27 protein-coding genes and 1 riboswitch are annotated in these 24,941 nt (G+C 62.7%); of the genes, 6 read left to right on the top strand and 21 right to left on the bottom strand.

Features of this window, described 5'->3' with window-relative positions; translation table 11 throughout:
* Positions 1 to 139: 139 nt before the first annotated feature.
* The 11 genes from HBH1_RS08930 to cyoA all read right to left on the bottom strand — a co-directional run bounded on the left by HBH1_RS08930 (position 140) and on the right by cyoA (position 11,884).
* Positions 140 to 841, bottom strand: coding sequence for an ABC transporter ATP-binding protein (locus tag HBH1_RS08930; protein ID WP_102662450.1), 702 nt, complete (start codon positions 839 to 841; stop codon positions 140 to 142).
* Positions 838 to 1,614: an ABC transporter ATP-binding protein gene (locus HBH1_RS08925; RefSeq protein ID WP_102662449.1), complete on the bottom strand. Its 777-nt coding sequence runs from the start codon at positions 1,612 to 1,614 to the stop codon at positions 838 to 840. Before HBH1_RS08925 ends, HBH1_RS08930 begins: the two co-directional genes overlap by 4 nt.
* Entirely contained in the window at positions 1,611 to 3,497 is a 1,887-nt protein-coding gene (locus HBH1_RS08920) for an ABC transporter permease (protein ID WP_102662448.1), read from the bottom strand. Before HBH1_RS08920 ends, HBH1_RS08925 begins: the two co-directional genes overlap by 4 nt.
* Before the next feature lie 43 nt (positions 3,498 to 3,540).
* Positions 3,541 to 4,740 (bottom strand): ABC transporter substrate-binding protein, encoded by a 1,200-nt coding sequence (locus tag HBH1_RS08915; RefSeq protein ID WP_369878606.1) that lies wholly within the window; start codon positions 4,738 to 4,740, stop codon positions 3,541 to 3,543.
* A 130-nt stretch (positions 4,741 to 4,870) separates the two neighbouring features.
* Positions 4,871 to 5,407, bottom strand: coding sequence for a response regulator transcription factor (locus tag HBH1_RS08910; RefSeq protein WP_102662599.1), 537 nt, complete (start codon positions 5,405 to 5,407; stop codon positions 4,871 to 4,873).
* Between the two features lie 142 nt (positions 5,408 to 5,549).
* Positions 5,550 to 6,932 carry an ATP-binding protein gene (locus HBH1_RS08905; RefSeq protein ID WP_102662446.1) on the bottom strand — a complete coding sequence of 461 codons (1,383 nt, stop codon included), beginning with the start codon at positions 6,930 to 6,932 and terminating at the stop codon, positions 5,550 to 5,552.
* A 5-nt stretch (positions 6,933 to 6,937) separates the two neighbouring features.
* Positions 6,938 to 7,783, bottom strand: a complete 846-nt coding sequence (locus HBH1_RS08900) for an SURF1 family protein (protein ID WP_102662445.1) — start codon at positions 7,781 to 7,783, stop codon at positions 6,938 to 6,940.
* Positions 7,780 to 8,256: a cytochrome o ubiquinol oxidase subunit IV gene (gene cyoD / locus HBH1_RS08895; protein WP_102662444.1), complete on the bottom strand. Its 477-nt coding sequence runs from the start codon at positions 8,254 to 8,256 to the stop codon at positions 7,780 to 7,782. Before cyoD ends, HBH1_RS08900 begins: the two co-directional genes overlap by 4 nt.
* Entirely contained in the window at positions 8,253 to 8,879 is a 627-nt protein-coding gene (cyoC, locus tag HBH1_RS08890) for a cytochrome o ubiquinol oxidase subunit III (protein ID WP_006462266.1), read from the bottom strand. The genes cyoD and cyoC overlap by 4 nt, the downstream gene beginning before the upstream one ends.
* Positions 8,872 to 10,875, bottom strand: coding sequence for a cytochrome o ubiquinol oxidase subunit I (gene cyoB, locus HBH1_RS08885; protein WP_006462267.1), 2,004 nt, complete (start codon positions 10,873 to 10,875; stop codon positions 8,872 to 8,874). Before cyoB ends, cyoC begins: the two co-directional genes overlap by 8 nt.
* A 76-nt stretch (positions 10,876 to 10,951) precedes the next feature.
* Entirely contained in the window at positions 10,952 to 11,884 is a 933-nt protein-coding gene (cyoA, locus tag HBH1_RS08880; protein WP_102662443.1) for a ubiquinol oxidase subunit II, read from the bottom strand.
* Between the two features lie 161 nt (positions 11,885 to 12,045).
* Between cyoA and HBH1_RS08875 the strand changes: the two genes are divergently transcribed.
* On the top strand, positions 12,046 to 13,389 hold the full coding sequence (locus HBH1_RS08875) for an MFS transporter (RefSeq protein WP_102662442.1): 1,344 nt from the start codon (positions 12,046 to 12,048) through the stop codon (positions 13,387 to 13,389).
* A 102-nt stretch (positions 13,390 to 13,491) separates the two neighbouring features.
* Here the strand turns inward: HBH1_RS08875 and HBH1_RS08870 are convergent, their stop codons facing one another.
* Complete coding sequence (locus HBH1_RS08870) at positions 13,492 to 14,649, bottom strand: zinc-binding metallopeptidase family protein (protein ID WP_102662598.1); 1,158 nt, start codon at positions 14,647 to 14,649, stop codon at positions 13,492 to 13,494.
* 162 nt (positions 14,650 to 14,811) lie between these two features.
* Here HBH1_RS08870 and HBH1_RS08865 point away from each other — a divergent pair, with 162 nt between their 5' ends.
* Both HBH1_RS08865 and HBH1_RS08860 read left to right on the top strand, forming a co-directional pair.
* On the top strand, positions 14,812 to 15,108 hold the full coding sequence (locus HBH1_RS08865) for a YciI-like protein (RefSeq protein ID WP_102662441.1): 297 nt from the start codon (positions 14,812 to 14,814) through the stop codon (positions 15,106 to 15,108).
* Positions 15,109 to 15,192: 84 nt separating this feature from the next.
* A riboswitch (Fluoride riboswitch) is annotated at positions 15,193 to 15,266 on the top strand.
* A gap of 92 nt (positions 15,267 to 15,358) precedes the next feature.
* On the top strand, positions 15,359 to 16,663 hold the full coding sequence (locus tag HBH1_RS08860; protein ID WP_102662440.1) for a voltage-gated chloride channel family protein: 1,305 nt from the start codon (positions 15,359 to 15,361) through the stop codon (positions 16,661 to 16,663).
* Between the two features lie 65 nt (positions 16,664 to 16,728).
* Here HBH1_RS08860 and HBH1_RS08855 read toward each other — a convergent pair whose 3' ends face one another.
* The 4 genes from HBH1_RS08855 to HBH1_RS08840 form a co-directional block, all read right to left on the bottom strand.
* Complete coding sequence (locus HBH1_RS08855) at positions 16,729 to 17,034, bottom strand: hypothetical protein (RefSeq protein ID WP_102662439.1); 306 nt, start codon at positions 17,032 to 17,034, stop codon at positions 16,729 to 16,731.
* 450 nt (positions 17,035 to 17,484) lie between these two features.
* Positions 17,485 to 18,027: a P-loop NTPase family protein gene (locus tag HBH1_RS08850; protein WP_102662438.1), complete on the bottom strand. Its 543-nt coding sequence runs from the start codon at positions 18,025 to 18,027 to the stop codon at positions 17,485 to 17,487.
* A gap of 115 nt (positions 18,028 to 18,142) precedes the next feature.
* Entirely contained in the window at positions 18,143 to 18,469 is a 327-nt protein-coding gene (locus tag HBH1_RS08845) for a helix-turn-helix domain-containing protein (protein WP_102662437.1), read from the bottom strand.
* Positions 18,453 to 18,707, bottom strand: coding sequence for a type II toxin-antitoxin system RelE family toxin (locus HBH1_RS08840; RefSeq protein ID WP_102662436.1), 255 nt, complete (start codon positions 18,705 to 18,707; stop codon positions 18,453 to 18,455). The genes HBH1_RS08845 and HBH1_RS08840 overlap by 17 nt, the downstream gene beginning before the upstream one ends.
* Before the next feature lie 241 nt (positions 18,708 to 18,948).
* Between HBH1_RS08840 and HBH1_RS08835 the strand changes: the two genes are divergently transcribed.
* Positions 18,949 to 19,815 carry a PPC domain-containing DNA-binding protein gene (locus HBH1_RS08835; protein ID WP_102662435.1) on the top strand — a complete coding sequence of 289 codons (867 nt, stop codon included), beginning with the start codon at positions 18,949 to 18,951 and terminating at the stop codon, positions 19,813 to 19,815.
* 72 nt (positions 19,816 to 19,887) lie between these two features.
* On the opposite strand, the gene HBH1_RS08830 is transcribed toward HBH1_RS08835, so the two are convergent.
* Positions 19,888 to 20,181 (bottom strand): BrnA antitoxin family protein, encoded by a 294-nt coding sequence (locus HBH1_RS08830; RefSeq protein ID WP_102662434.1) that lies wholly within the window; start codon positions 20,179 to 20,181, stop codon positions 19,888 to 19,890.
* A gap of 265 nt (positions 20,182 to 20,446) precedes the next feature.
* Between HBH1_RS08830 and HBH1_RS08825 the strand changes: the two genes are divergently transcribed.
* Both HBH1_RS08825 and HBH1_RS08820 read left to right on the top strand, forming a co-directional pair.
* A complete protein-coding gene (locus HBH1_RS08825) occupies positions 20,447 to 21,313 on the top strand; it encodes a DUF1444 domain-containing protein (RefSeq protein ID WP_146012835.1) in 867 nt (288 codons plus the stop codon).
* Between the two features lie 80 nt (positions 21,314 to 21,393).
* On the top strand, positions 21,394 to 21,981 hold the full coding sequence (locus HBH1_RS08820; RefSeq protein WP_102662432.1) for a hypothetical protein: 588 nt from the start codon (positions 21,394 to 21,396) through the stop codon (positions 21,979 to 21,981).
* Between the two features lie 137 nt (positions 21,982 to 22,118).
* Here HBH1_RS08820 and HBH1_RS08815 read toward each other — a convergent pair whose 3' ends face one another.
* The 4 genes from HBH1_RS08815 to HBH1_RS25635 form a co-directional block, all read right to left on the bottom strand.
* Positions 22,119 to 22,487 (bottom strand): response regulator, encoded by a 369-nt coding sequence (locus HBH1_RS08815; protein ID WP_006462277.1) that lies wholly within the window; start codon positions 22,485 to 22,487, stop codon positions 22,119 to 22,121.
* Positions 22,488 to 22,559: 72 nt separating this feature from the next.
* Positions 22,560 to 23,513 (bottom strand): chemotaxis protein CheX, encoded by a 954-nt coding sequence (locus HBH1_RS08810; protein WP_102662431.1) that lies wholly within the window; start codon positions 23,511 to 23,513, stop codon positions 22,560 to 22,562.
* Positions 23,514 to 23,547: 34 nt separating this feature from the next.
* Entirely contained in the window at positions 23,548 to 24,171 is a 624-nt protein-coding gene (locus tag HBH1_RS08805) for a hypothetical protein (RefSeq protein WP_102662430.1), read from the bottom strand.
* Positions 24,168 to 24,893: a methyl-accepting chemotaxis protein gene (locus HBH1_RS25635; RefSeq protein ID WP_102662597.1), complete on the bottom strand. Its 726-nt coding sequence runs from the start codon at positions 24,891 to 24,893 to the stop codon at positions 24,168 to 24,170. The genes HBH1_RS08805 and HBH1_RS25635 overlap by 4 nt, the downstream gene beginning before the upstream one ends.
* Between the last annotated feature and the right edge of the window lie 48 nt (positions 24,894 to 24,941).

The raw sequence follows: 24,941 nt of genomic DNA, 5'->3' as shown, positions 1-24,941 counted from the left end.
TGGGCTCGGTTGCAGCGTGGCAAGCAAAGGCGAGCTGAAACAAGCTGTTTTCAGGAGTTTGGACACAGGCAGGCTCAACGGTTCCCCCGCAATTGCAACAAGCGCGACGGTGCTTTGTTACATCCTTTTGAAGCCCTTGCTAGAGGCCGGACTGCTGCTGATGAGCTTGCACCTGTTGCGGTGTGCCGTGATGGAGGATACGGCCCTGATCGAGCAGGTAGGCACGGTCGCTGACCAGGCTGGCGAAGTGGGTATTCTGTTCGCACAGCAACACCGACATGCCGCGTTCCTTGAGCCGGATGATCATGGTCGCCATCTGCTCCACGATGAGCGGCGCCACCCCTTCGGAAGGTTCGTCCAGCAGCAGCAGGTGGGGATTGCCCATCAAGGTGCGGGCGATGGTCAGCATCTGCTGCTCGCCACCGCTCATGCGGCCACCCGGGCGTTCAGGCATGGCGCCCAGGTTGGGAAAGAGGTCGAACACCGCCTGCGCTGTCCAGACCGGCGCACCGGCACGCGGTGGCTGGCGCCCTGCTTCCAGGTTCTGCAGCACGCTCAGTTCGGTGAAGATACGGCGGTCCTCCGGGACGAAACCCAGGCCCAGCCGCGCACGTTGATACGGTGCCAGGCGGGTGAGATCGCGACCACCGAAACTGACCTTGCCACGCATCCCCTCCAGCAGCCCCATCACGGCCTTGAGGGTGGTGGATTTGCCGGCGCCATTGCGGCCCATCAGGGCCACTACTTCGCCCCGGCCCACCTTCAGGCTGACATCGAAGAGGATATGGGCGCGCGCGTAGAAGGCGTTCAGGGCCGCGACCTGCAGCAAGGCTGCGCTCATGCCGGGCTCCCCATATTGGCCTCACCGAAGCTGGCGCCGCTGCCGAAGTAGGCCTCGCGCACGCGGGCATCGCGCCGCACCGACTCGGGTTCACCCTGGGCGATCAACTGGCCACGTGCCAGCACGATGATGCGGTCGGCAAAGGCGAAGACCACGTCCATGCTGTGTTCGGTGAACAGGACCGAGAGCCCGCGCTCGCTGACCAGGCGCCGCGTCAGGGCCATCAATTGCTGGCGCTCGCGGGGCGCCATGCCGGCGGTGGGTTCGTCCATCAACAGCAGCCGTGGTGCGTTGGACAGGGCCATGGCCAGCTCCACCCGCTTGATGTCGCCATAGGCCAGTACCCCGCAGGCACGGCGCGCCTGCGCTGCCATGCCGACCTGCTCCAGCAGCGCCATGGCTTCGTCACGCAGGCAGGAAGCCGCAGGACGCCACCAGCGCCACAACTGACGCCGGTGCGAGAGCAAGGCGGCCTGGACGTTTTCCAGCACGGTCATGGAGCCGAAGGCGGCCGATACCTGGAAGGTGCGGGCCACGCCGCGCTGCCAGATGTGGCGCGCCGGCATGCCGGCGATGTCCTTGCCCGCCAGCAGCACGGCGCCGGCGTCCGGGCGCAACTGGCCGTTGATCAGGTTGAAGCAGGTGGACTTGCCCGCGCCATTGGGGCCGATCAGGGCCAGCATCTGGCCGGCCGGGAGTTCGAAAGACACATCATCCAGCGCGGCCACGCCGCCGAAGGTCTTGGACAGGTGTTGCACGTGCAGCAGGCTCATGCGCCCTCCCCCCGTCCGCGCCAGCCGCGCAAGGCACCCACGATCCCGCCCGGGAAGAGCAGGACCAGCAACAGGATCACCCCGCCCAGCAAGGCGCGCCAGTAATCGGTCTCGCGTGCCACCAGGTCCTGCAGCCAGACGAACAGCGAAGCGCCGAGCAAGGGTCCGAGCAGGCTCTGCACGCCGCCCAGCAGCACCATCACCAGCCCATCGACCGAGCGTCCCACGCTGGCCACCTCGGGAGAAATGCTGCCCTTGGAAAACGCGAACAGGACACCGGCCAGGCCGCAGAACAGACCCGCCACGGCAAAGCCGCCCCACTGCAGGGCGCGCACATCCATGCCCAGCGCCTCGGCCCGCACCGGGGCGTCGCGGGCGGCGCGCAGGGCCAGGCCGAACGGCGCCTGCACCACGCGTCGCAACAGGTACACGCCCAGCGCGGCGCAGGCCAGCGCCAGGTAGTAATACGCCACGGGGGAAGCCAGCGCCTCGCCCGGGCGCAGACCGACCAGGCCATTGCTGCCGCCGGTCAGGTCATCCCACTGGAAGATGCCGGCCCAAACGATCTGCGCAAAGGCCAGCGTGAGCATGGCCAGGTACACGCCAGACAGGCGCACACAGAACCAGCCGAACAACAGGGCGGCCAGCATCGCCGTCAGCGCGCCGCTGAGCATCGCCAGCGGCAGCGGCCACTGCAGGCGCAGCGAGACCAGCGCGGCGGCATAGGCACCCAGGCCGAAATAGGCGGCATGACCGAAGGACACCATACCGCCCGGTCCCATCAGGAAATGCAGACTGGCGGCGAACAGCACGGCGATCAGGATTTCCACCATCAGTACCGGCAGATAGGGGAAGCGCCCCGCCAACAGCGGCAGGGCCAGCAGCAACAGCAGCGATGCCAGCCCGGCCAGGCGCGCAACGCGCCCGCCTGCTTCCAGCGGCGTGGCATGGGCCGCCGCCACGCGCACCGCTGCCAGCGGCTTGCCGAACAGACCCCAGGGGCGCAGCACGAGGATCACGGCCATCACCAGAAATTCGACCACCAGCGTCAGCGGCGAGAGGGAGAGGTCGATGCCGAAGACGGAGACGTTGCCCACGGCGATACAGAGTGCCTTGACTTCGGCGATCAGCACGGCGGCCGCGAAAGCGCCGCCGATGGAGCCCATGCCACCGACCACCACCACCACGAAGGCGTTGCCGATGGTGTCCAGGTCCAGGGCCAGGTTGGCCGGCATGCGCGGCCCTTGCAGCGCGCCACCAAGGCCGGCCAGGAAGCAGCCCAGGGCGAATACGGCGGTAAACAGCCAGGCCTGGTTCACGCCCAGTGCGCCCAGCATTTCACGGTCCTGGGTGGCGGCGCGGATCAATGTGCCCCAGCGGGTGCGGTTGAGCAGCAGCCACAGCAGCGCCAGCACCAGCGGGCCGATGAAGATCAGCAGCAGGTCGTATTGCGGCAGGCGCCGTCCCAGCAGTGGCACGGCCCCGCCCAGGCCCGGGGCACGCGGGCCGAACAGGTCTTCCGGGCCCCAGTACCAGAGGGCGGCGTCCTTGATCACCAGCACCAGCGCAAAGGTGGCCAGCAGCTGGAACAGCTCGGGCGCGCGATAGATCCGCCGCAGCACCACGACCTCCACCAGCGCGCCGAGTGCTGCCACGATCAGGGCCGACAACAGGACGGCGCCCCAGAAGCCGAGTGCGCTCGCGCCCAGCCGTTCCACCAGGCTATAGGCCAGGTACAGGCCCAGCATGTAGAACGAACCATGGGCGAAGTTGACGATGCGGGTGACGCCGAAGATCAGCGACAGGCCGACGGCCACCAGGAACAGCGCGGAGGCATCGGCCAGGCCATTGACCATCTGCACGGTGAGACTGGCCAGGGTCATGGCGTCACGCGCTCGCCGGAAAGGAAGATCACCACGACGACACTCAATCGGCCGGGCGCAGTTTCCTGACCTCGTCGTCGGGCAATTGCAGGCTGGCGCCGTCAACGTAGCTGAAGCTGGTCATGATGCCCTTGCCATCCTTGATGCCGGTGCGACCGACGAAGGCGCCCAGGGTGGACTGGTGGTCCTGCGGGCGATAGACGATGCTGGCCACCGGCGTGTCGACCTTCAGGCCGGAGAAGGCGGCGGCGAGCTTGTCGGCATCGGTGCTGCCGGCCTTCCTGATGCCGGCCGCGATCGACATCAGGGCGCTGTAGCCGACCAGTGAGCCGTTACGGGGGTAGTCATTGAATTTCTTGCGGTAGGCCTCGACGAACTTCTTGTGCTCGGGCGTATTGATCGCATACCAGGGGTAGCCGGTGACGATCCAGTTCTGCGGGGCTTCGTTCTTCAGCGGGTCCAGGTATTCCGGCTCGCCGGTCAACAATGACACCACTTCCACATGATCGAACAGGCCGCGGGTATTGCCTTCCCGCACGAATTTGCCGAGGTCGGCCGCGAACAGTGCGTTGAAGATGGCATCGGGCTTGGCGTCCGCCAGGGCCTGGGTCACTGCACCGGCATCGATCTTGCCCAGCGGCGGCGCCTGTTCGACCACGAACTCCACATCGGGCTGGGCCTGCTTCATGAGGGTCTTGAAGCTGGCCACGGCCGACTGGCCGTATTCATAGTTGGGGTAGACGATGGCCCAGCGCTTCTTTTTCAGCTTGACGGCTTCCTTGACCACCGAGGCCACCAGCATGTAAGTGGAGGGGCGCAGACGGTAGGTGTACTTGTTGCCGTTCTGCCAGACGATCTTGTCGGTCAGCGGTTCGGCGGCGAGGAAGAATACCTTGTGCTGGCGGGCGTAATCGGTCAGCGCCAGGCCGGTGTTGGAGAGGAAGCCGCCAAACAGCAAGGCCACCCGTTCGCGGGCCATCAATTCCTCGGCCACCCGCACGGAGTCGCCGGGGTTGCCGTTGTCGTCGCGGGCGATCACTTCCAGCTTCTTGCCCAGCACGCCACCGGCGGCATTGACCTCATCGAGGGCCATTTCCCAGCCACGACGGTAGGGCTCCAGGAAGGCCGGTTGCGCCTTGTAGCTGTTGATCTCGCCGATCCTGATGGTCTCCTGGGCGCTGGCGGTGACGGTGGCACTGGCGCCGGCCAGGGACAGGATGGCGGCACTGGCCGCCCACAGGATGTTGCGCTGGAAGTCGAACTGGAAGTTGAACTGTTTCACGTCATTCCCTTTTGATGAGATGGCCTTGCCTAGGGCGCCATGATAACCACTGCTGCCCTGCTGCTTGAATGCTTGCTGATGCTTACTTGGCTTACTTGACCCGCTGCTTCTCCAGCTTGCGCGCCAGGGTACGGCGATGCATGCCAAGTCGGCGGGCGGTTTCGGAGATGTTGAAATCGGTCTCCACCAGCACCTCGTGGATGCGCTCCCATTCCAGGGTCTTGATGGAGGTGGCGCGGGCCGGCAATTCAAGCTCGGAGGAGCCGGCCACGTGGCCGAAGGCGGCTTCGATGTCGTCGGTATTGGAGGGCTTGGCGAGGTACTGGCAGGCGCCCAGCTTGATGGCTTCCACTGCCGTGGTGATGCTGGCAAATCCGGTGAGGACCACGATCAGCATGTTCTCGTCGTGGGCATGCAGCATCTGCACGCAGGCCAGGCCGGAGGCATTGCCACCGAGCTTCAGGTCGACCACGGCATAGCCGGGCTGGTGTTCCTTGAGATGAGCCGCCGCCTCTTCCTGGCTGGCGGCGAGCAATACGGTGTAGCCACGGCGCTCGAAGGAGCGCCCCAAGGTGCGTGCGAAGGCGGCATCGTCCTCGATGATCAGGAGCAGGCGATCAGCCGGCATGTACATTCCCTATTTCTTCTATCTGCTTTCCCAGGGCGCTATTGTATGTCGAGACGGCGCCCGGCATGGCAGCGAGCAAAAGAAAAAGGAATGATGGCAATCAAACGCCCGGTGGGCGCGGCTTGCGGCACATTGCGGCACATCAAGCGCCGGTCGGAAAATCCGGTGCCACACTGCCCGGCACAGCCTCGGGCGGGCTTTCCAGGCTGATGGCCGACAGCGGCAGCTCCAGCGTGACGCAGGCGCCACCACCACTGCGATGGCTGGCCCAGACCCGTCCGCCCAGCTTGCGCGCGACGTTGACCACGAAGAACAGACCCAGACCACGACCAGGCTTGCCCTTGGTCGACTGGTAGGGCTTGCCGATCTGGTTGATCATCCACTCCGGGAAGCCCGGCCCCTGGTCGGTCACTTCCATCAACAGCAGATCGCCCTCGCGCCTGACCTCCAGCGCCAGCCAGTGCGGCGAGACCTCGAAGGCATTGTCCAGTACGTTGCCCAACATCTGCTTGATGGCCGAATCGAAGGCCACCGGCACATCCTGCTCGATCAGGTTGCGGTACTGGAATACCTCCACCGGGCGCGTCTTGCGCCAGTCCTCGGCCACGCTGTCGAGGAAGGTGTTGAGGGTGGTCTTGATCGAGGATTCGCCACGGGCCTGACCCGCCGAGAGCAGCACGCCGCTGACGATGGATTTGCAGCGCTGCAGCTGGGCTTCCATTTCGGCGATGTCGTCCAGCATGTCCTGGCGTTGACTGATCTCGGGCATGCGTTTCCAGTCGCCGAGGATGACCGAGACGGTCGCCAGCGGCGTGCCCAGTTCATGGGCGGCGCCGGAGGCCAGCAAGCCCATGCGCACGATGTGATCTTCCTCGGCGGCACGCTGGCGCAGGTCAGCCAGCAGGGCGTCGCCGGCACGCAGGTTGCTGCTGATGCGGGTGATGAAGAACACCATCAGGCCGGCATTGAGCAGGAAGCAGATCAGGGTACCTTCCACATACAGGCTCAGCAGGCCGGCATTGTGGTCCGGCGGCAGCGCCAGCGGCTCGGAGAACAGCGCCAGTCCGGCCAGGCAGACCATGGTGACACCAACGATGGCCCAGCTCGACCAGGGCTTCAGGAGCACGGCCGAGAGGATGATCTGCATCAGGTAGAGGAAGGCGAAGGGATTGGTGATGCCGCCGCTCAGATAGAGCTGGAAGGTCAGCACCGCCACATCCACCAGCAAGGCCAGGAACAGTTCGGCGTTGGTGGCGATGCGCCGTTCATGCCAGCGCAGGTGGCTGGCGATGTTGAAGGCGATCAGGCAGGACAGCACCTCCAGCATGTGCGGCAGCGGCAGGTGCAGGTCGAACACCAGCACCACGAAGGCGATGGTGGACACCTGCCCCAGCACCGCCAGCCAGCGCAGCTGGATCAGCAGCAGCATGTTCTGGTGGCCGGCCGGGTTCTGCTCCCCCTGGCGCAGGCGCTGCCAGCGCTCGCGCAGGGTCTTGCGCTTGGCGAAGGTGTCGGCGGCGGTCATGCGTGTCAGCCCTTGGAGCGGGCGTCCTGGATGCGCTGGCGCCAGCGGCGCTCATCACGGATCACCCAGTAGCCTGCACCCAGCGACATCAGGGCCAGGGCATACCACGTCAGGGCGTAGACCAGGTGGCTGTTGTGGAAGGCGATGACGGTCAGGCCACCGACCGGTTTCTGCGCGTCCGGTGCCACGGCGGCGTTGGCTTCGGCCGAAGGCTTGTCGGCATCCACGAAGTACGGCGCCACACCCGACAGGCCACGCGCCTGGGCGATGGCCTTGACGTCGCGTGAATACCAGCGATTCTGGGCGGCGTCATTGCTGCGCAGGAAACCACCACCCTGCTCGCTCATGCGCAGTAGCCCGACTACTTGCGTGCTCTGCCCGGCCGGTGCGTCGGCCAGGCCATTGGCATCCAGCTTGAGCGGCGAGACGTTGACGAAGCCGCGATTGACCAGGACCAGCGTGCCATCGGCCAGCTGCAAGGGCGTCAGCAGCCACGCACCGCTGCCCAGGTCGGTGCTGGCCTGCACGGCCACGGTCTGGCTGTAGAGGTAGCGGCCGGACAGGCTTACGCGGCGATATTCGTCACGTTCGGCCGAGACCTGCGGCCATTCCTGGGGGCCAGGGGCGGCCACGGGTGCGGCATGCACGCGGGCATCGACCTTGGCGATCAGGTCCAGCTTCCATTGCAGGCGGTAGACCTGCCAGCTTCCCAGCGCGGCGAAGACCAGAAAGAAAAATCCCGCCAAAAGGGTCAGCAACAGCAGGCTGGCCTTTGTGCGGGATACCGGAGCGGCTTGCGCCGCTCCGCTTTCTTTGCCCTGCTTCACGCCTTGATTCGGCGTCGGGCTCATTTCGATTGGGCTGCGCCGTGTTGCATACCCTGCATGCCCTGCATCGATTGCGGGACAGTTTCGGTCGGCATGTTTTCCGGCGACATGGTCGGCATCATGTTGTGGTTCAGGTGATACATGACCCACAGCGAACCGGACAGGGTGATGACCACGATGACGATGGTGAAGATCATCGCCAGCATGTTCCAGCCGCCTTCGGACTTGCCGTTCATGTGCAGGAAGTACTTGATGTGCACCACGATCTGCACGGCCGCGAAGGCCAGCAGCACGATGCCCAGCGTGGCCGAGCTGGAGATGGACTTGTTCATCACCATCCAGAACGGGATCGCGGTCAGGATCACGGCCAGCACGAAGCCGGTGACGTAATCCTTCATCGTGCCGTGGGCGGCGTGGTCGCCATGACCATGACCGTGGCCATGGTCATCGTGCTGGCCCATCGGACGGGCCGGGTGTTCTTGGTGGCCGCGGCTCATGGCAGGACTCCCATCAGATAGACAAAGGTGAAGACACCGATCCAGACCACGTCCAGGAAGTGCCAGAACATCGACAGGCACATCAGGCGACGGCCGTTGGCTTCGGTCAGACCATGCTTGTTGATCTGGAACAGCAGCACGATCAGCCAGATGATGCCGAAGGTGACGTGCAGACCGTGGGTACCGACCAGGGCGAAGAACGAGGTCAGGAAACCGCTGCGGGTCGGGCCGGCGCCTTCGTGGATCAGGTGCAGGAACTCATACAGTTCGAAGTAGATGAAGCCGGCACCCAGCAGACCGGTGATGACCAGCCAGATGATGGTGTTCTGCTGCTTCTTGGCCTGCATGGCCAGCATGGCGAAACCGTAGGTGATCGACGACAGCAGCAGCAGCGCGGTGTTCAGCGCCACCAGCGGCAGGTCGAACAGCTCGGCGCCGGTCGGGCCGCCTGCGTAGTTGCGGCCGAGCACGGCATAGCACGCAAACAGGCAGGCGAAGATCAGGCAATCGCTCATCAGGTAGATCCAGAAGCCCAGCAGGGTGCCGTTCTCCGGATGGTGATGGCGGACGAAATAGCGCGAGCTAGGCGTCGCGTCGGCCGTGTGGTTGATTGCTTCAGACATGGCTATTCAACAGACGTGTGCGCTCTGCTTCGACACGGACGACTTCGTCGGCCGGGATGTAGTAGTCGCGGTTGTAATTAAAGGTGTGGATGATGGTCGCGGCAACCAGGACGACGAAGATTGCCACGGCCGGCAGCCACATGTGCCAGATCAGGGTGAAGCCCAGCACTGCCGACAGCGCAGCGATGATGAAGCCGGCACCGGTGTTCTTGGGCATGTGGATTTCCACGAAGTCACCCAGCGGACGCTGATACTTGTTCTTCTTCATGTCAGCCCAGGCGTCGTTGTCATGCACGACCGGGGTGAAGGCGAAGTTGTAGACAGGCGGCGGCGAGGAAGTCGACCATTCCAGGGTACGGGCATCCCACGGGTCGCCGGTGACGTCGGCCAGCTTCTTGCGATCGCGGATGGAGACGGCGATCTGCATGATGAAGGAACCGATGCCCAGGGCGATCAGGCCGGCACCCAGTGCAGCGACCACGAACCAGATCTGCAGCGACGGATCGTCGAAGTGGCTCATGCGACGGGTCACGCCCATCAGGCCCAGCACGTACAGCGGCATGAAGGCCAGGTAGAAGCCCACGAACCAGAACCAGAACGAGCACTTGCCCCAGAACTGGTTCAGCTTGAAGCCGAAGGCCTTCGGGAACCAGAAGTTGATGCCGGCGAACATGCCGAACACCACGCCACCGATGATGACGTTGTGGAAGTGGGCGATCAGGAACAGCGAGTTGTGCAGCACGAAGTCGGCCGGGGGAACGGCCAGCAGCACGCCGGTCATGCCACCGATGACGAAGGTGATCATGAAGCCGATGGTCCACAGCATCGGTACTTCGAAGCGGATGCGACCACGGTACATCGTGAAGAGCCAGTTGAAGATCTTGGCACCGGTCGGGATCGAGATGATCATCGTGGTGATGCCGAAGAACGAGTTCACGCTGGCGCCCGAACCCATGGTGAAGAAGTGGTGCAGCCACACCAGGTAGGACAGGATGGTGATCACCACGGTCGCATAGACCATGGAGGTGTAGCCGAACAGACGCTTGCCGCTGAAGGTCGAGACGATTTCAGAGAACACGCCGAAGGCCGGCAGCACCAGGATGTAGACCTCGGGGTGGCCCCAGATCCAGATCAGGTTCACGTACATCATGGCGTTGCCGCCCATGTCGTTGGTGAAGAAGTTGGTGCCGAAGACGCGGTCCAGCGACAGCATGGCCAGCACGGCGGTCAGCACCGGGAAGGCGGCCACGATCAAGACGTTGGTACAGAGCGAGGTCCAGGTGAAGACCGGCATCTTCATCATGTTCATGCCCGGGGCGCGCATCTTGACGATGGTCACCACCAGGTTGATGCCGGAAAGTAGTGTCCCTACCCCGGCCACCTGCAAGGCCCAGATGTAGTAGTCCACCCCCACGTCAGGGCTGTACAGGATGCCCGACAGCGGCGGGTAGGCCAGCCAGCCGGTGCGGGCGAATTCGCCCACGAACAGCGAGGCCATCACCAGCAGTGCGCCGAAGGTGGTCATCCAGAAGCTGAAGTTGTTCAGGAACGGGAAGGCCACGTCGCGCGCACCGATCTGCAGGGGCACGACGTAGTTCATCAGACCGGTCACCAGGGGCATGGCCACGAAGAAGATCATGATCACGCCGTGGGCGGTGAACACCTGGTCATAGTGGTGCGGCGGCAGGAAGCCGGCGTTGTCGCCGAAGGCGATGGCCTGCTGTGCGCGCATCATCACCGCATCGGCAAAGCCACGCAGCAGCATGACGATGGCCAGCACGATGTACATGATGCCGATGCGCTTGTGGTCGATACTGGTGAACCAGTCGCGCCACAGCATGCCCCACAGGCGATATTTGGTGAGCAGGCCCAGTACCACTATGCCGCCCAGCGCCACCATGGCGAAGGTACCGATCAGGATCGGCTCATGGTATGGAATCGCTTCCAGACTGAGGCGACCGAAGATCAGCTTTATCAGGTCAAAATTGTCAGACATCTTTACTTCCCGGGGAAAAAGGAAATTGGGGCGCAGCGGTGTTCTGCTGCGCTGATACGGCTACCAGGCAAGGAAATCATTCAGCCTTTTGCTGGCCCGGTTTCACGTTCAGGTCGGTGGCCATCATCTGGTCCATGCACACCGTGTTGGCAGCCACGCAGCGGTTCACGATGGCGTGGAACAGGTTCGGCTCGACGCTGCCGATCAGGCGGGCAGGATCGCGCTCGCTGGGCTGTTCCAGTTTCAGGTACTCGGCACGGTCCAGCTTGCCGGAGTCAGCCTTGGCCTTCTGCACCCAGGCGTCGAAGCCAGCCTGGTCCAGGCCGTGGAACTTGAAGCGCATGTGCGAGAAGCCGGCGCCGCTGTAGTTGGCGGAGAAGCCGTCGTATTCGCCGGCCTTGTTGATGACGGCGTGCAGCTTGGTTTCCATGCTCGGCATGGCGTAGATCTGGCCGGCCAATGCAGGGATGTAGAAGGAATTCATCACATTGGACGCAGTAATCTTGAACTGGATGGGAACATCCACCGGCGCGGCCAACTCATTGACAGTAGCGATGCCTTGTTCCGGATAGATGAACAGCCACTTCCAGTCCAGCGCCACCACTTCCACCACCAGCGGCTTGACCTGCGGAGCCAGCGGACGCTCGGCGTCGATACGCGAGAGCGGACGGTACGGGTCCAGGGTGTGGGTGGTGATCCAGGTCAACAGGCCCAGGGCGATGATGATCAGCAGGGGTGCGCCCCAGATGACCAGCTCCAGACGGGTCGAGTGATCCCAGTCCGGCTCGTAGGGAGCAGAAGTGTTGCTCTTGCGATAACGCCATGCGAACAGCAGCGTCAGGATGATCACCGGAACGATGATGAGCAACATCAAGGCGGTCGAGATGACGATCAGGCGCGCTTGCTGGTTAGCGATGTCGCCGGAAGGATTCATCACGACGGTGTTGCACCCAGCCAACAAAAGCGCAGGAAGCAGGAGCAATCCGCGACGAAGGATTTGAGAAACCATGAAGGAAAATTCCAGTCGTATGTATCAGAGCGTGGTAATGTAACGCCAATAAAGTGTGTTGGCGATTGGACGTTTTGTCCCACCCTGTCAGCTGCCACCTGCCAGGTTGGGATTAAGTAGTACGTACTGCGACTAAACCTCTAACAGTGGGAGACAAAGCCATGGCAAGCACCAGCATCCACAACAGTCAAGGTTCGGGTGAATTCAGACCGCAATCGGACCATCCTTCCACTTCCCACGACCACCCCAGGATCGAACCCGGTGAAATCGCCGTCGGCGTGGTCATCGGACGAGCGTCCGAATACTTCGATTTCTTCGTCTATGCGCTGGCTTCGGTGCTGGTGTTTCCGACCCTGTTCTTCCCCAATGATCCGAAACTGGAAGGCACGCTCTACTCCTTCGTGATCTTCTCCTTCGCCTTCCTGGCCCGCCCCATCGGGACCACGATCTTTATGGCGATTCAAAAGCACTACGGCCGAGAGGTGAAACTGACGCTGGCGTTGTTCATGCTCGGCTTTTCGACTGCGGGCATTGCCTTGTTACCAACTTTTGATCACATTGGCGTCTGGGCGATCATCTTGCTCTCGCTTTTACGAGTTGGTCAAGGCCTGGCGTTGGGTGGCGCGTGGGATGGCCTGCCTTCGTTGCTGGCGATGAACGCACCGGAGCACAAGCGTGGCTGGTACGCCGCACTGGGCCAGCTGGGCGCGCCGCTGGGGTTCGTGGTGGCAGCCAGCCTGTTCGCCTACATGCTCTCCAGCCTGACCACGGCCGATTTCCTCGAATGGGGCTGGCGTTATCCGTTCTACGTCGCCTTCGCCATCAACGTGGTCGCCCTGTTCTCGCGTCTGCGCCTGGTGTCGGCCCCGGAATACGCCAAGCTGCTCGATGAACGCGAGCTGGAACCGGCCGGCGTGGTCGAGCTGGCCACCACCCAGGGCCGCAACATCATCATCGGCGCCCTGGCCGCCCTGGCCAGCTATGCCCTGTTCCACCTGGTGACGGTGTTCCCGCTGTCGTGGATCAAGCTGTACTCGCTGCGTGAAGCCGCCGACTTCCTGGTCATCCAGATCTGGGGCGGCCTCATCATGGCGGTGGGCATCGTGGTGTCGGGCGTGGTGGCGGACCGCTTCGGCCGCCGCAACACGCTCGGTTCCATGGCCCTGCTGATCGCCATCCTCTCCGCCTTCGTCCCGACCTTGATGAATGGCGGCGAATCGGGCCAGAACACCTTCATCCTGATCGGCTTTGCCCTGCTCGGCTTGTCCTACGGCCAGGCAGCCGGCGCGGTGACCGCCAACTTCAAGACCCGCTATCGCTATACCGGCGCGGCCCTGACTTCAGATCTCGCCTGGTTGGTCGGCGCCGGTTTCGCACCGCTGGTGGCGCTGGGCTTGTCGGCCCACTTCGGCATGGCCTACGTGAGCTTCTACCTGCTCTCCGGCGCAGTAGGTTCGCTGGCTGCGCTGAGCCTGAACCGCGCACTCGAAGCCAGGGACGACTGAACCTGAACGCCAGGCCGCGTAAGTGGCCCGCACAAAGAAAAACCCGGAAGCTGCTTCCGGGTTTTTTTATGGCTGCGCGCCCGAAGGCCGCATGGCAAGGCACTATGCCGCCTGCTCCTGCACCGCAGCCATGCCCGCCTTCCGCTTTCCATTGACGACCTCATGAATGAAGCGCAGTTTTTCCAATACCGGCGTGGTCAGGGTGAAGGGATAGGAATCCGGCATCCCGATGCTGCGGTTCAGGCTGTTGAGCACATAGGTCAGCGCAAACCACTCCCGCGCCAGTTCATCGAATGAGCCCGCCGCCACTGGCGGCGCCTTGATCACCAGCTTCTGCTCGCCCTCATGACGCGGCCTCAGCTGCACGCCGCAGGCATAGGCCGTCTCCAGGGTATCGAACATGTGGAGATAATGCGCCCAGGTCTCGGCCCAGTCCTCCCAGGGATGGCTACTGGCGTAGGCGCTGACGAAATGTTGATCCCAGTCCGCGCGCGGACCGTTCTCGTAATGCGTTTTCAGCGCCTCGCCATAGTCCTGACGCTCGTCGCCGAACAGTTCCCGGAACGGCGCCAGCCACTCCGTGGGCGCGACCAGCCGGTCGAAATAATAATGGCCACTTTCATGCCGGAAATGCCCCAGCAGCGTGCGATAAGGCTCGGCCATCTGTTCCCGCGCCTGCTCCCGATAAGCGGGATCGGCCTCGGCGATGTTGATGGTGATGACACCGTCGGCATGCCCCGTCAGCACCCGTTCACCATGCGGCAGATCCTGCATGAACTCGAAGGCCAGCCCGGCCTCTTCATCCTCCATCTTCGGCACCGGCTGCAACTGCAAGGTCCACAGCGAATGCAGCAGGCGCCGCTTGGCCGTTTCCAGGCGGCTCCAGAGCACGCGATTATTGCCCTCCTCCAGATTGGGGATCACCCGCGTCAGGCGGCATGAGGCGCACAGCTCGTGGGGCTCGCGCTCGTCCAGCATCCAGTTGCAGATGTTTTCACGCCAGTAGTTCAGGCACTGCTTGAAGACCCGCCCTTCGTTCTCCGGCCTGACGCTGCGCCAGCGGCCGGGGCCAGGTTCGGCCACCGCCTCCGCTGCCTCCGCTGCCACCTCGCCATCCACCGGCTGTGCCGGCTCCAGCGGCGAAAAGCTGGCAATGGCCTGCAATTGCGGCTGATAACCCAGCATCCAGCCGCAATTCCCGCAGACCGTGTTCTCAAAAAAGACCTGCATTCCACAATTGTCGCAATGAAAGGTTTTCACCGGTGCTCCCCTGTTATTGGTCATGGCCACGACCGCACTGGTCGCGGTGGTCAGGCGTTTGAAGGGCAATTCGCCGATACGTTCCTGCAGCTTAAATGTTTGCCAAGTGCAGGCTTCTTCAGCGATGCTATCCACCTTTTCCACGCAGACCGGAGCCCCGTCATGCTTTACCTGCTCAGCTATGAATTCGTCGGCGATTACCTGGAACGCCGTACCGCCCTGCGCCCCGCCCACCTGGACCTATGCCGGCAAGCCGTGGCCCGCGGCGAAATGCTGGCCGGCGGCGCTGTCGGCAATCCCCCGTCCAGCGGCCTGTTGCTGTTCCAGGGTGCGGCCGGGCATGCCGAAACATTCGCCGCCGCCGATCCCTATGTCACCCAGGGCCTGGTCACGCGCTGGCAGGTGCAACCATGGACCGTGGTGGTCGGCATCCCGGAACTGGTGCCGAACCCGCTGTAAGCCCAGCAACAAGCGATAAGCGCCGCGAAACACATCAACTCCGGGTCACATTCTGTTGTCTACCGGATTCAATCTTGTTACCATCGTGGCCAAGGAGATGGCATTCCTCCTCAAACCGCCACCAACATCATGTTGGGGCTGATGATGCCTACAGTGACCTGGCGACCCAGGGCTGTAGGCGCGCACCTTCATCTTTCCTGCGCTTCCTGCGCTCCGTGTTTCCAGGCTGGTTCACTATAATCCTGGCAACATGAAACATTACAAATACCCCGAACAGCTCTACCTGCTGCCCTACATCGCCAAATGGTGCCTGATCGCCTGCCTGATCGCCGTACTGGCAGGCTCGGCCTCCGCCTTTTTCCTGTTCTCGCTGGAGTACGCCACGCAATGGCGCCAGGGTCATCCCTGGATCATCTGGCTGCTGCCCCTGGGTGGTTTTATCGTGGGCTGGCTCTATCTGCACACCGGCAAGCCGGTCGAAGCCGGCAACAACCTGCTCATCGATGAAATCCACGACCCCAAGAAGGTGATCCCCCTGCGCATGGCGCCACTGGTGTTGTTCGGCACCGTGATGTCGCACCTCTTCGGCGCCTCCGTCGGGCGCGAAGGAACCGCCGTGCAGATGGGTGGCGCGCTGGCCGACCAGCTCACCCACCTGCTGCGCCTGCGCACCGAAGATCGCCGTATCCTGCTCATGGCCGGCATCAGCGCCGGCTTCGCGTCCGTCTTCGGCACCCCGATGGCCGGCGCCATCTTCGGGCTGGAAGTGCTGGCCATCGGCCGCATGCGTTATGACGCCATCCTGCCCTGCTTCATCGCCGCCATCGCCGCCGACCAGGTGGGCCTGGCCTGGGGCGTGCATCACACCCACTACCTCATGAGCGGCAGCGCCCCCGTCGCCTTATGGAGCGTGGCCGCCGTGATCGCCGCTGGCGTGGTGTTCGGCCTGATCGGTATGGTCTTTGCCAACAGCACGCATCGCCTGTCAGCCTTCATGAAAAGCCGCATCGCCTATGCGCCGCTGCGCCCCTTCGTCGGTGGGCTGGTCGTGGCGCTGGGGGTGTGGGCCAGCGGCACCGATCGCTACATCGGCCTGGGCATTCCGGTGATCGTGGAAGCCTTCCAGCAGCCGCTGGCGCCCTGGGATTTCCTGGGCAAGATGGCCTTCACCGTCACCTCGCTGGGTACCGGCTTCAAGGGCGGCGAAGTCACGCCGCTGTTCTACATCGGCGCCACCCTCGGCAATGCCCTGGCACCGCTGCTGCACCTGCCCTTCTCGATGCTGGCCGGCATCGGCTTCGTGGCCGTCTTCGCGGGTGCGGCCAATACGCCGATTGCCTCTACCATCATGGCCATCGAATTGTTCGGCCCGGAAATCGGCCCGTTTGCGGCGCTGGCCTGCGTGGTCGCTTACCTGTTTTCCGGCCATACCGGCATCTACCACGCGCAACGGGTGGGCTGGGCCAAGCATGGCCTGCTGCCCAGGGGGTTGAAGATCGGAGAAGTCAGGGCCTACAGGGCGAAGAAATCGGCTGAGCCGACCAATGAAGGCTGATCGGCGAGACTGCGTTGCAAGTATTGGTGAGGGGGCAACGGAGTGCTGCCCCCTCGGATGTAGCGTTACAGCGGCTTCACCGTATTGGCCACGTCGATATCTTCTTCGGCGACCCTGGCCAGCATCTTGCTGGCGGTGATCGCCAGACGCAACAGAGTCCCCCGGTCTACTTCCGACAATAGCGGACGCTCGTCGACTGCCTCGATTTCACTGTGTTCGATCAGGGACAGCAACGTGGCAACACCTGTGCCGACATCCTGAGCATATTCAGCAAGAAGCTTCTTGCGCGACGGTGGAACCTCGGCGTTGTGCCAGGAAAAAGGCTGGAATGAGGGGGATTGGGATAACGCGGGCGAGTGAGGATTAAGCATATTGCCTCCTGGGGTGACGGGTATCACCCACCATTCCATCGCCAAATGGAGGTGGCGGGCACAAGACAAGGTTGGCGAACCGGCACACCCGCGCCGCCGGCATACCCGAAGGTATCCCTGCCAAGGCCCGCCATGGTCAAGACGTGCTCAGGCATCGGACATAAAAAAGCCGCCAAAAAAAGGCGGACGTCCGCGCTAGGTGTATTCGAGTCGCCAAACTCGATCCCATATTTTTTTGATGGGATGAGGGAGACTAGCAAGCATAAGAAGGTAACGTCAAGGCACAGCTGCAATTGCCACTCAGAAGTCCAATTGTTCCCTGGAGATACCCAAGGCGACTGCAATCCTTGAAATCGTAGATGTTCTCGGCCTCATGCCCTTGTATGTTGCACGGACTGGCGAGATGAGCTTAAGGGAACGTTTGGACGATTGGCCTTGAACGACGCAACATCAATCCGATGAGGCTGAATGTTCCGCCAGCGCTGCCAGAAATCGCCTGGCCTGCCTTGGCGTCCTGAACTCGCACCACTGCAGATGGGCGTATTGGGGATCGACACGCAGTCGTGAGAATTTTTCGCGGTTCTTTCCGAATGTTGTCCAGGCCCAAAGCAGGATGGAGTGACGCGAGAAAAATGCCATCCGCAGCGATTCACGATTGCCATGCGAGAGCTTGGTACGGAGCAATCCACGAGTGAGCGTGCGCCAAAGCAGCCGACGAAAAATCGTCCCTTGCCCATAGTTGAGCCAGACTATATGGGTGGCACTCGACCACAGTAACTCTCGCACCGCGCTGTAGTTGCCGTCGGCTACCCAGCAATCGCCCGCGATGGCCTCACGGACTGCACCTTCGAATTGAGCAGGTGGCACTGCCTGCCAGTCCGCCCCCCAATAATGCTGATCCAATTCGATATATGGGCACTTCGATGACTCCGCCAGCGCAGCGGCAAAGGTGGATTTGCCGGCACCGCTGGTGCCGATGACGATGTAACGCATGATGAACGTCCGAAAATTGACGGGATACGTAAGTGCTCACTAACGGATCGACGACCCGCCGCACGTCATAACATCGCAAGCGAGCTCGCCCGGACGCAAGTCATCCGAATGCCACTCAGAAGTCCAATTGTTCCCTGGTGATACCGAGGGCGACCGCAATCCTTGCGATCGTGGAGGCTCTGGGTCTTAGGCTCTTCTCATGCTTTGCATAAGTCGGCTGGCTGATGCCCATGCGTTGTGCCACGACATCCTGCGTCAACCCTAGATACTCGCGCCATGCACGTATCGGAGTGGTGCCGTCCACCGTCGCACCCACCACTTCATTGGGAATCAGATTGCGCTCCTTGCCGTAAAGGGACATGAATTCAGCGTAGGGCAACACGACGAAGGCCGGGTTGCCATCCGGGCCTTTGATCATTTGAATGTCAGTAGGTGCGTTCATCGCGTTTTCTCACTTCGTGGATTTCGACAATCCTGATCTCCACTGTCCAATCGAATAACACACGGTAGTGACCGACCCTGAGCCGAAAACCGTATTCATGGTTGATCAAGCTCTTGACATTCAGGCAGGCAGGCATGTGCGTCAATGCCTGGACGGCTTCGTAGATCGGTGATCGCACTTGAGGATCAAGCTTGCGAAGCTGCTTGGCGGCCTTTTGGGTCCAGGTGATCTGGTTCATGGGGACCGAATATAGCCAAATTATAACTTTTTAATGAAAAAAGCTATATTCAGGAAATAAATCTCGTCATTTTGCTTGCGGCAAAATTTGGAAATCAGCTCAGTCAAAGGGCATTCCGGTTAAAAACATTCACCAGCAATCCCACGCAGAACGCAGGATAATTCACCACACCAGCCGCCTACGAACCGGCTATCCGACGGCCCACCAAAGCCGCACCCAGACACCTTCCCCAGGAGACCGCATGCCCACCCCGCAAGCCTTCGCCCGTACCGTCCGCCATCCCGGCCCGCCTGACCCCGAACGCATCGTCAGCCTGGAAGGCCAGGCCATGCAGCTTGATTTCACCCTGGAGGCGGGCCTGAGCCTGCGCGACGCGATCAGCATCCCGCTCTCGCGCGCCGGGCTCGATGGCGGTACCGTGCGCTTTTCCAACCTGAAGATCGCCGCGCTGCACTTCCTCATGCCCGCGCTGGCGGTGGACGACCAGCATGCCGCCTTCTACAGCGCGCCGCATGCGATGGAAGAAGGCACCGTCATCGAATACGCCTGCGCCACCTATGGGCGCAAGGACGGCGAGCCCTTCGTGCATTGCCATGCCATCTGGCGTGGTCGCGATGGCCAGCGCCAGGGCGGCCACCTGATGATGGAAAAGACCATCGTCGGCCAAACCGCACCGGCCCAGGCCTGGGGTTTGCACGACGCCACCATGGCCACGCGCTACGATCCGGAAACCAATTTCACCCTCTTCTACCCCACCCGCCTATCGGACCAGGCCGTCGTCGCCACCGGCAAGCGCGTGGTGCTGGCCCGCATCCGGCCCGACCAGGACCTGACCCTGGCCGTCGAGCAGGCCTGCGCCGCCCACGACATGCGCAACGCCATCGTGCGCGGTAGCGTGGGCAGCATCATCGGCGCCGAGTTCGAGGACGGCCGCGTACTGGATGACCGCGCCACGGAAATCCTGATCCGTGCCGGGGAAGTGCGGGATGGCATCGGCCGCCTGGATATCGGCCTCGTCAATCCGCAAGGCCAGGTCTGTGAAGGGGTGCTGGCGCGGGGCTGCAATCCCGTGTTGATCTGCTTTGAGCTGGTGCTGGAGGAGCAGTGAAACAGGCAGAACGCATCAATCGTCTATCCGTTCAATGAGGACTGGCAGATCTGCTCCTGCGCAGATCTGCGATCAGGCCTTCAATGACTGATGTTGCACCAGCCATTCGCGCAGGGCGCCGTTTATCCGACTCTGCCAGCCGTCGCCACCACGCTTGAAGGCCTCGACGATGTCCTGATCAAAACGCATCGTCACCTGTATCTTGCTACCGCTGCCGGCCTGCCTGCCACGCCCCCTTGCCGGCCGCATGGCGGCCATTTGAGGGTCACTGAGCGGCTGCGCGTCCGGATCGGACTTAGCAGCTGCAGTGATGGCTGCATCTTCGGCTGCCGTGGGCAGGATGGTTCGTTTTTTAAGTGTTGGCATATCGTTCGATCTCGCTTCGGTTCGCTTCAGACAAGCTTCTAAGATATTAAAAAAATAATTGTAGCTACGTTAATTCCCGCGAAAACTTCGCCTGAAAGCAGAACGGCCACTATGTCGCTGTCACGGCCTGCCCCCTTCTCTGACTGCTTCCCCGGCTAGCGCGAGGGACCTCTTTACGCTAGAGTGCAGCGGGCTCACCAAGCGCTTGCCGCCGGGCAACTGCGGTGAGGATCAATGCATTCCAAAAAATATCCCAGGGGGTTGAATGGTTTTCCAAGGCATCCGCAAAATGAGGCTGGCATGGTTGTTTCTGTCCGCGCTGGCCTGCAGTTCGCTGCAGGCTGCACCAGTTCCGATGGACCAAAACGGCTTTACCGAATACATGGTGGCCAAGATGCGGCCCGAGGCTGGGGAAACGCCGGTGCAGATCAAGGAGCCGCTCGCCCTCACAGTGGGCTCTCTCCAGGTCAATCTCGGTCGCCTGTATGCCTTTTGCCAGCAATCGGTCTTGAACTGTGACGCCGAGGCAAGCAATTTTGCCAAGGCCATGGCCGACGCCCTCAAGGTGGCCAACGCGCCCATCGACAAAGATGCCGTTCGCCTCGTCATCCGGCCCACGGACTACGTCCAGAGCGTGGAACTGGCCTCCGCCAAGGCGGGATCGCCCACCCATCTCCAGTATCGGCCCCTGGTCGAAGGTCTGGTCGCCCTGGCCGTCCTGGACACCCCACGGTCCATCCGCACCCTGAGCGACAAGGACCTGGAGAAGCTTGGCCTGACCCAGGATCAACTGTTCGACCTGGGTGCCACCAATCTCCGCAAATTGCTCAAGCCGCTTTCCGAAGCGGCCACCCCTGCGGCCCCCGGAAAGTTGGGCCAGCTCGCCACTGATTTCTTTGAAACCAGCCGTGTTGCGCTCCATGACGACTGGAAGCCACTGGTGGATGCACAGGGCGGTGTCCTGCTGATCACCTTGCCGGCGGCTAACTACCTGTTATACGCGAGCGATGACAGTCCGCAGGCCATCGATGCCCTCCGGGCGGCAGGGCGCAAGGTCGCGCAGCAGTCGCCAGCGCCCTTGTCCTCTGCCGTGCTGCGTTGGACGCAGCAGCGCTGGGAACTGGTACGGTAAGCGCCTCTCGATCTATCTCGGATGCTGCGGTCCTGCTGGAGACAGGACCGCGCACAGACTTCTGCCATCAAGGATTCCAAATGAAATTGCCCCTGCTTGCCGGCGCACTGTGCTTTTGCGTCAGCGTGACCCACGCCCAGCAATGCCCGCCGCCCCAGAGCTTTCTGGGTCACACCATGCAAGAGGCCAGGACGCTGATGGACAAGAATTTTCCGGGGAAATGGAGCAACAACGGCCCGCTATGTTCCGGCAACTACTTCAATCTGATGACCGAAGTGGCAGGCGAGAACGCGGCGCCGATCTGTGGCACGCCGCAGTTCCCCGTGCAAAGGCTCATCCTGGCGGGTTTCGATGACGCCAGTCAGGTCATGGGCGCGCTCTATGACTTGTCCGGCGCGGTCGATCTCGACGCCCTGCCGGCCCAGATCGCGCTCGCGCTGAAGGTGGAACTGAAACCGGCCCAGCGCTCGCCCAGCGGCCTGCTGAACCGGTCTCTCGGAAAGACGATCACCACCGCCAGGAATTTTCTGTCCACGGACGGCCGCTATTTCGTCATCGTCGGCCAGTCCCTGGCCCCCGGCAATGTGATGGTCCATGTCTACGACCTGCTGGCGGTCGCTGCCGACCAAGCTCCCCTGGAGACCTGCACCAAGGAATTCGGCCGCTGAGCCGGCCCCTGCACCTGTCTTGACCTGCTGCAGTGAGGCAGGTCTTGCCGCTAGACAGCGCGGTGCGCCGCAGCCTTATGTCGACGCAAAAAACGCCCGCACGCAGCGGGCGTTCTTGTTCTGCTGCAGGCAGTTGCTCAGGCGCCCACCAGCTTCTTGAAAGTCGGCAGCACTGCCTCCCCCTTGAAGGGTTTGACGATCCAGCCCTTGATGCCGGCGGCCTTGCCGCGTTCCTTCATGATGGGCGAGTTCTCGGTGGTAAGCATGATGATGTTCACGCTGGCATTGCCCAGTTCGCTGCGGATCTTCTCGGCCATGGTCAGACCGTCCATGTTGGGCATGTTCACGTCGGACACCACCAGCTTGATGGCCGGGTCGCCCTTGAGCTTGTTCAGGCCGTCGCGGCCGTCCACGGCCAGCGCCACGTCCAGGCCGTTCTTCTTGAGGAAGTCGCCGACTTCGGCGCGCACGGTGCTCGAATCGTCCACTACCAGGATTTGTGCCATGTTGAATTCTCTTTCACTAGGGTTGCGTCAATGAGGGGTTGGGGGGCGCAGTCTTCGCCGCGGGCAGCCAGGTCAGAACAGTTCCAGCTCGCCCGATTCGAACAGTTCCTCCACCGAGGTCTGGTTCTCGCGGAAATCCTCGGGCGACCAGGACAGGTTGAAGATGAAGCGCTGCAGCAGCACCAGCGGCACGCCGTCGTCCCGGCGCAGCACGTACTTGAAGCACAGCTGCGCATCGTCCGAGCCGAAGGAGATGTAGCGATGCTGGTGGTTGATGATGATGGGCACCTGGCTCAACTGCTGGATGGGCTGACTCTGGTTGATGAAGCGGTTCTTGAACCAGCCCCAGATCAGGTTGGTCAGGTCGCCCAGGGCATTGTTGAGATGGCGGAAATCGTCAGCCGCTTCCGGTGCCAGCGCCTGCAGGGTCTTCTGCTCGGCCTGCAGCATCATGTAGCCACGGCACCAGCTGCTCTCCAGCGGGATCAAGGTAAACACTTCACCGAAGATGATGCGGTCACGCACCAGATAGGGCTGGTCGATCTCCACCTGCATACCCGGGAACTGGCTCTCCAGCACCATGCGGCTGATTTCGGCGATACCGCGCACCAGGGCATTGGGGTAGCGCTGGCTGAAGATGGAGGCCGCCACGGCGGGGGCCAGGGCTTCGATGTCGTCGATGCGGTAGACGGCGCTGAAGAGTTCGCTGTCGCGCTCGGCCAATGGCGTGTCGGCGCTTTCACGGCGGCGGCGCAGGAAGAGGGGCAACTCCGGGCGCACCTCGCGGATGCGGCGGGCCAGGCCGCGACCGCCCTCGCCCAGACCGGCCAGGCTCTCCGAGAGCATGATGCCGCCCAGGTCGACGTTGCTGCGCAAGACCGCCATGACGTGTTCTTCATGCGCCTTCAGGCCGACCAGTTGATGTCGTTCGCAAAAGGACTTGATGGTGTCGTAGCAGTCGGCGTCACGGTCCAGGACCAGGACCTTGCTGGTGATGGTGTTGTCGAGGCTGGCGCTGGCTTGCATGATGGTGTGGGTTCCCCGGATCGTTGATGGCGGTCTAGAACAGTTCGAGTTCGCCGGTGGTGTCTGCCTGCTCGTCGGCCGACACGGCAAAGTCCAGCCGGTCATAGGCCGATACGCAGAGCGAGACATGCAGCCGGGGCGACTGGTCGATGTCGATGGCGAAGTGGCGCACATGGGCGTGCCTGAGCTTGTGCAGGTAGTGCAGGCACTGGGTATCGATGACATTGGGCGTGGACATGCCCAGGTGCGGGAAGAAGCGCCCCAGCTCGCGGTTGAAGATGCCGCAGCACAGGTTGCCGCACTCGGCCAGCGCATCCATGAAGGCCTGCTCGCTCTCTGCCCCCCCTGCCCCCGTCTCAGCCGCTCCAGCACCGGTAAGCCGCACAAAGTGGCCCTTGGTGGCGGCGTCCGGCGTGAAATGGAACATCACCATCAGGCGGAACAGGTAGGAGGAAATGGTGAGCACCACCATCTTCTTTTCCGCCAGATCGTCCACCTCGACGGCGGTGATCACCGCATCGGCGCCGGAGGGGACCACGCTGCCGCGCAGGGCCTGCTGCAACAGGGTGTCGAAGCCATCGCGGGCGCTGGCGCTGATGCGCTCGTCGGCGATGCTCTGGGCCACGGCCTGCAGCTCGTCCATGTCGTTGGCGCTCATGCCGCCTCGGCCAGGGTTGCCCTGGTCTTCTTGTTGATCAGGTCCAGGCCGATGACGGCGCCCATGATCATCTTGCCGCCGGCCTGCAGGTCCTGGAAGGTGGTGGTGGTGATCAGGTCGTTCTGGTACAGGTTGGCGCGGTAGCTCTTGGAGAGTTTCTCGGCCCGTTGCGCCAGGTCGCGCACCTCCTGCGCCACCACGGCGAAGCCGCGCCCGTGCACGCCGGCACGGGCGGCCTCGATGGAAGCGTTCAGGGCCACGATGATGACCTGGTTCACGATCAGGGCGAACTCGTCGTTCATGCGGTGCATGTCGCGGTTGTGGGTGATGAGTTCGTTCATGTCGTCGTGCCAGCGCTCGAAGGTCCGCACCAGGCCCAGCAGCTTGCCGATGGTGTCCTGGGAGGCGTCGCAGTTCTGCATCACGCGCGAGAGGCTGTCGCTTTGCTGGTGGTTGAGGCGGGCCAGCATGGCCTCGCTCTCGTGACGCAACTCGGCCATGTGGCGCTCGGCGGCCAGTTGCTGCTGTTCCAGTTGCTGCTGATGGGCGGCCCACTGCTCTTGCTGTTGTGCCAGGGTCGCCAATGCCTGGTCGCGGGCCTGCTCCAGCTGGCCGGAATCGAACAGCTGCCCGGCGCGACGCTTCTGTCGCAGCCACAACCAGGTCATCGGCAGGCCGGCCAGGGCGGCGCCCAGCGCCATCAGGAGGATCGAATTGAACATGCTCATCCGTTTTTTTGCTTCCGCGTTTGCTTCTCTTGCTTGGGTGCC

Source organism: Herbaspirillum sp. BH-1 (genome assembly GCF_002870055.1).
GTDB lineage: Bacteria > Pseudomonadota > Gammaproteobacteria > Burkholderiales > Burkholderiaceae_D > Herbaspirillum > Herbaspirillum frisingense.
Note: the sequence above shows the minus strand (reverse complement) of the source record. Positions and strands in the feature narration are given on the sequence as shown.

Bases quoted from the DNA above. Each gene is read 5' to 3' on its own strand.
- HBH1_RS08930 (WP_102662450.1), bottom strand. From the start codon at position 841: ATGAGCGCAGCCTTGCTGCAGGTCGCGGCCCTGAACGCCTTCTACGCG.
- HBH1_RS08925 (WP_102662449.1), bottom strand. From the start codon at position 1,614: ATGAGCCTGCTGCACGTGCAACACCTGTCCAAGACCTTCGGCGGCGTG.
- HBH1_RS08920 (WP_102662448.1), bottom strand. From the start codon at position 3,497: ATGACCCTGGCCAGTCTCACCGTGCAGATGGTCAATGGCCTGGCCGAT.
- HBH1_RS08910 (WP_102662599.1), bottom strand. From the start codon at position 5,407: ATGCCGGCTGATCGCCTGCTCCTGATCATCGAGGACGATGCCGCCTTC.
- HBH1_RS08905 (WP_102662446.1), bottom strand. From the start codon at position 6,932: ATGACCGCCGCCGACACCTTCGCCAAGCGCAAGACCCTGCGCGAGCGC.
- HBH1_RS08900 (WP_102662445.1), bottom strand. From the start codon at position 7,783: ATGAGCCCGACGCCGAATCAAGGCGTGAAGCAGGGCAAAGAAAGCGGA.
- cyoD (WP_102662444.1), bottom strand. From the start codon at position 8,256: ATGAGCCGCGGCCACCAAGAACACCCGGCCCGTCCGATGGGCCAGCAC.
- cyoC (WP_006462266.1), bottom strand. From the start codon at position 8,879: ATGTCTGAAGCAATCAACCACACGGCCGACGCGACGCCTAGCTCGCGC.
- cyoB (WP_006462267.1), bottom strand. From the start codon at position 10,875: ATGTCTGACAATTTTGACCTGATAAAGCTGATCTTCGGTCGCCTCAGT.
- cyoA (WP_102662443.1), bottom strand. From the start codon at position 11,884: ATGGTTTCTCAAATCCTTCGTCGCGGATTGCTCCTGCTTCCTGCGCTT.
- HBH1_RS08875 (WP_102662442.1), top strand. From the start codon at position 12,046: ATGGCAAGCACCAGCATCCACAACAGTCAAGGTTCGGGTGAATTCAGA.
- HBH1_RS08865 (WP_102662441.1), top strand. From the start codon at position 14,812: ATGCTTTACCTGCTCAGCTATGAATTCGTCGGCGATTACCTGGAACGC.
- HBH1_RS08860 (WP_102662440.1), top strand. From the start codon at position 15,359: ATGAAACATTACAAATACCCCGAACAGCTCTACCTGCTGCCCTACATC.
- HBH1_RS08855 (WP_102662439.1), bottom strand. From the start codon at position 17,034: ATGCTTAATCCTCACTCGCCCGCGTTATCCCAATCCCCCTCATTCCAG.
- HBH1_RS08850 (WP_102662438.1), bottom strand. From the start codon at position 18,027: ATGCGTTACATCGTCATCGGCACCAGCGGTGCCGGCAAATCCACCTTT.
- HBH1_RS08845 (WP_102662437.1), bottom strand. From the start codon at position 18,469: ATGAACGCACCTACTGACATTCAAATGATCAAAGGCCCGGATGGCAAC.
- HBH1_RS08840 (WP_102662436.1), bottom strand. From the start codon at position 18,707: ATGAACCAGATCACCTGGACCCAAAAGGCCGCCAAGCAGCTTCGCAAG.
- HBH1_RS08835 (WP_102662435.1), top strand. From the start codon at position 18,949: ATGCCCACCCCGCAAGCCTTCGCCCGTACCGTCCGCCATCCCGGCCCG.
- HBH1_RS08830 (WP_102662434.1), bottom strand. From the start codon at position 20,181: ATGCCAACACTTAAAAAACGAACCATCCTGCCCACGGCAGCCGAAGAT.
- HBH1_RS08825 (WP_146012835.1), top strand. From the start codon at position 20,447: ATGGTTTTCCAAGGCATCCGCAAAATGAGGCTGGCATGGTTGTTTCTG.
- HBH1_RS08820 (WP_102662432.1), top strand. From the start codon at position 21,394: ATGAAATTGCCCCTGCTTGCCGGCGCACTGTGCTTTTGCGTCAGCGTG.
- HBH1_RS08815 (WP_006462277.1), bottom strand. From the start codon at position 22,487: ATGGCACAAATCCTGGTAGTGGACGATTCGAGCACCGTGCGCGCCGAA.
- HBH1_RS08810 (WP_102662431.1), bottom strand. From the start codon at position 23,513: ATGCAAGCCAGCGCCAGCCTCGACAACACCATCACCAGCAAGGTCCTG.
- HBH1_RS08805 (WP_102662430.1), bottom strand. From the start codon at position 24,171: ATGAGCGCCAACGACATGGACGAGCTGCAGGCCGTGGCCCAGAGCATC.
- HBH1_RS25635 (WP_102662597.1), bottom strand. From the start codon at position 24,893: ATGTTCAATTCGATCCTCCTGATGGCGCTGGGCGCCGCCCTGGCCGGC.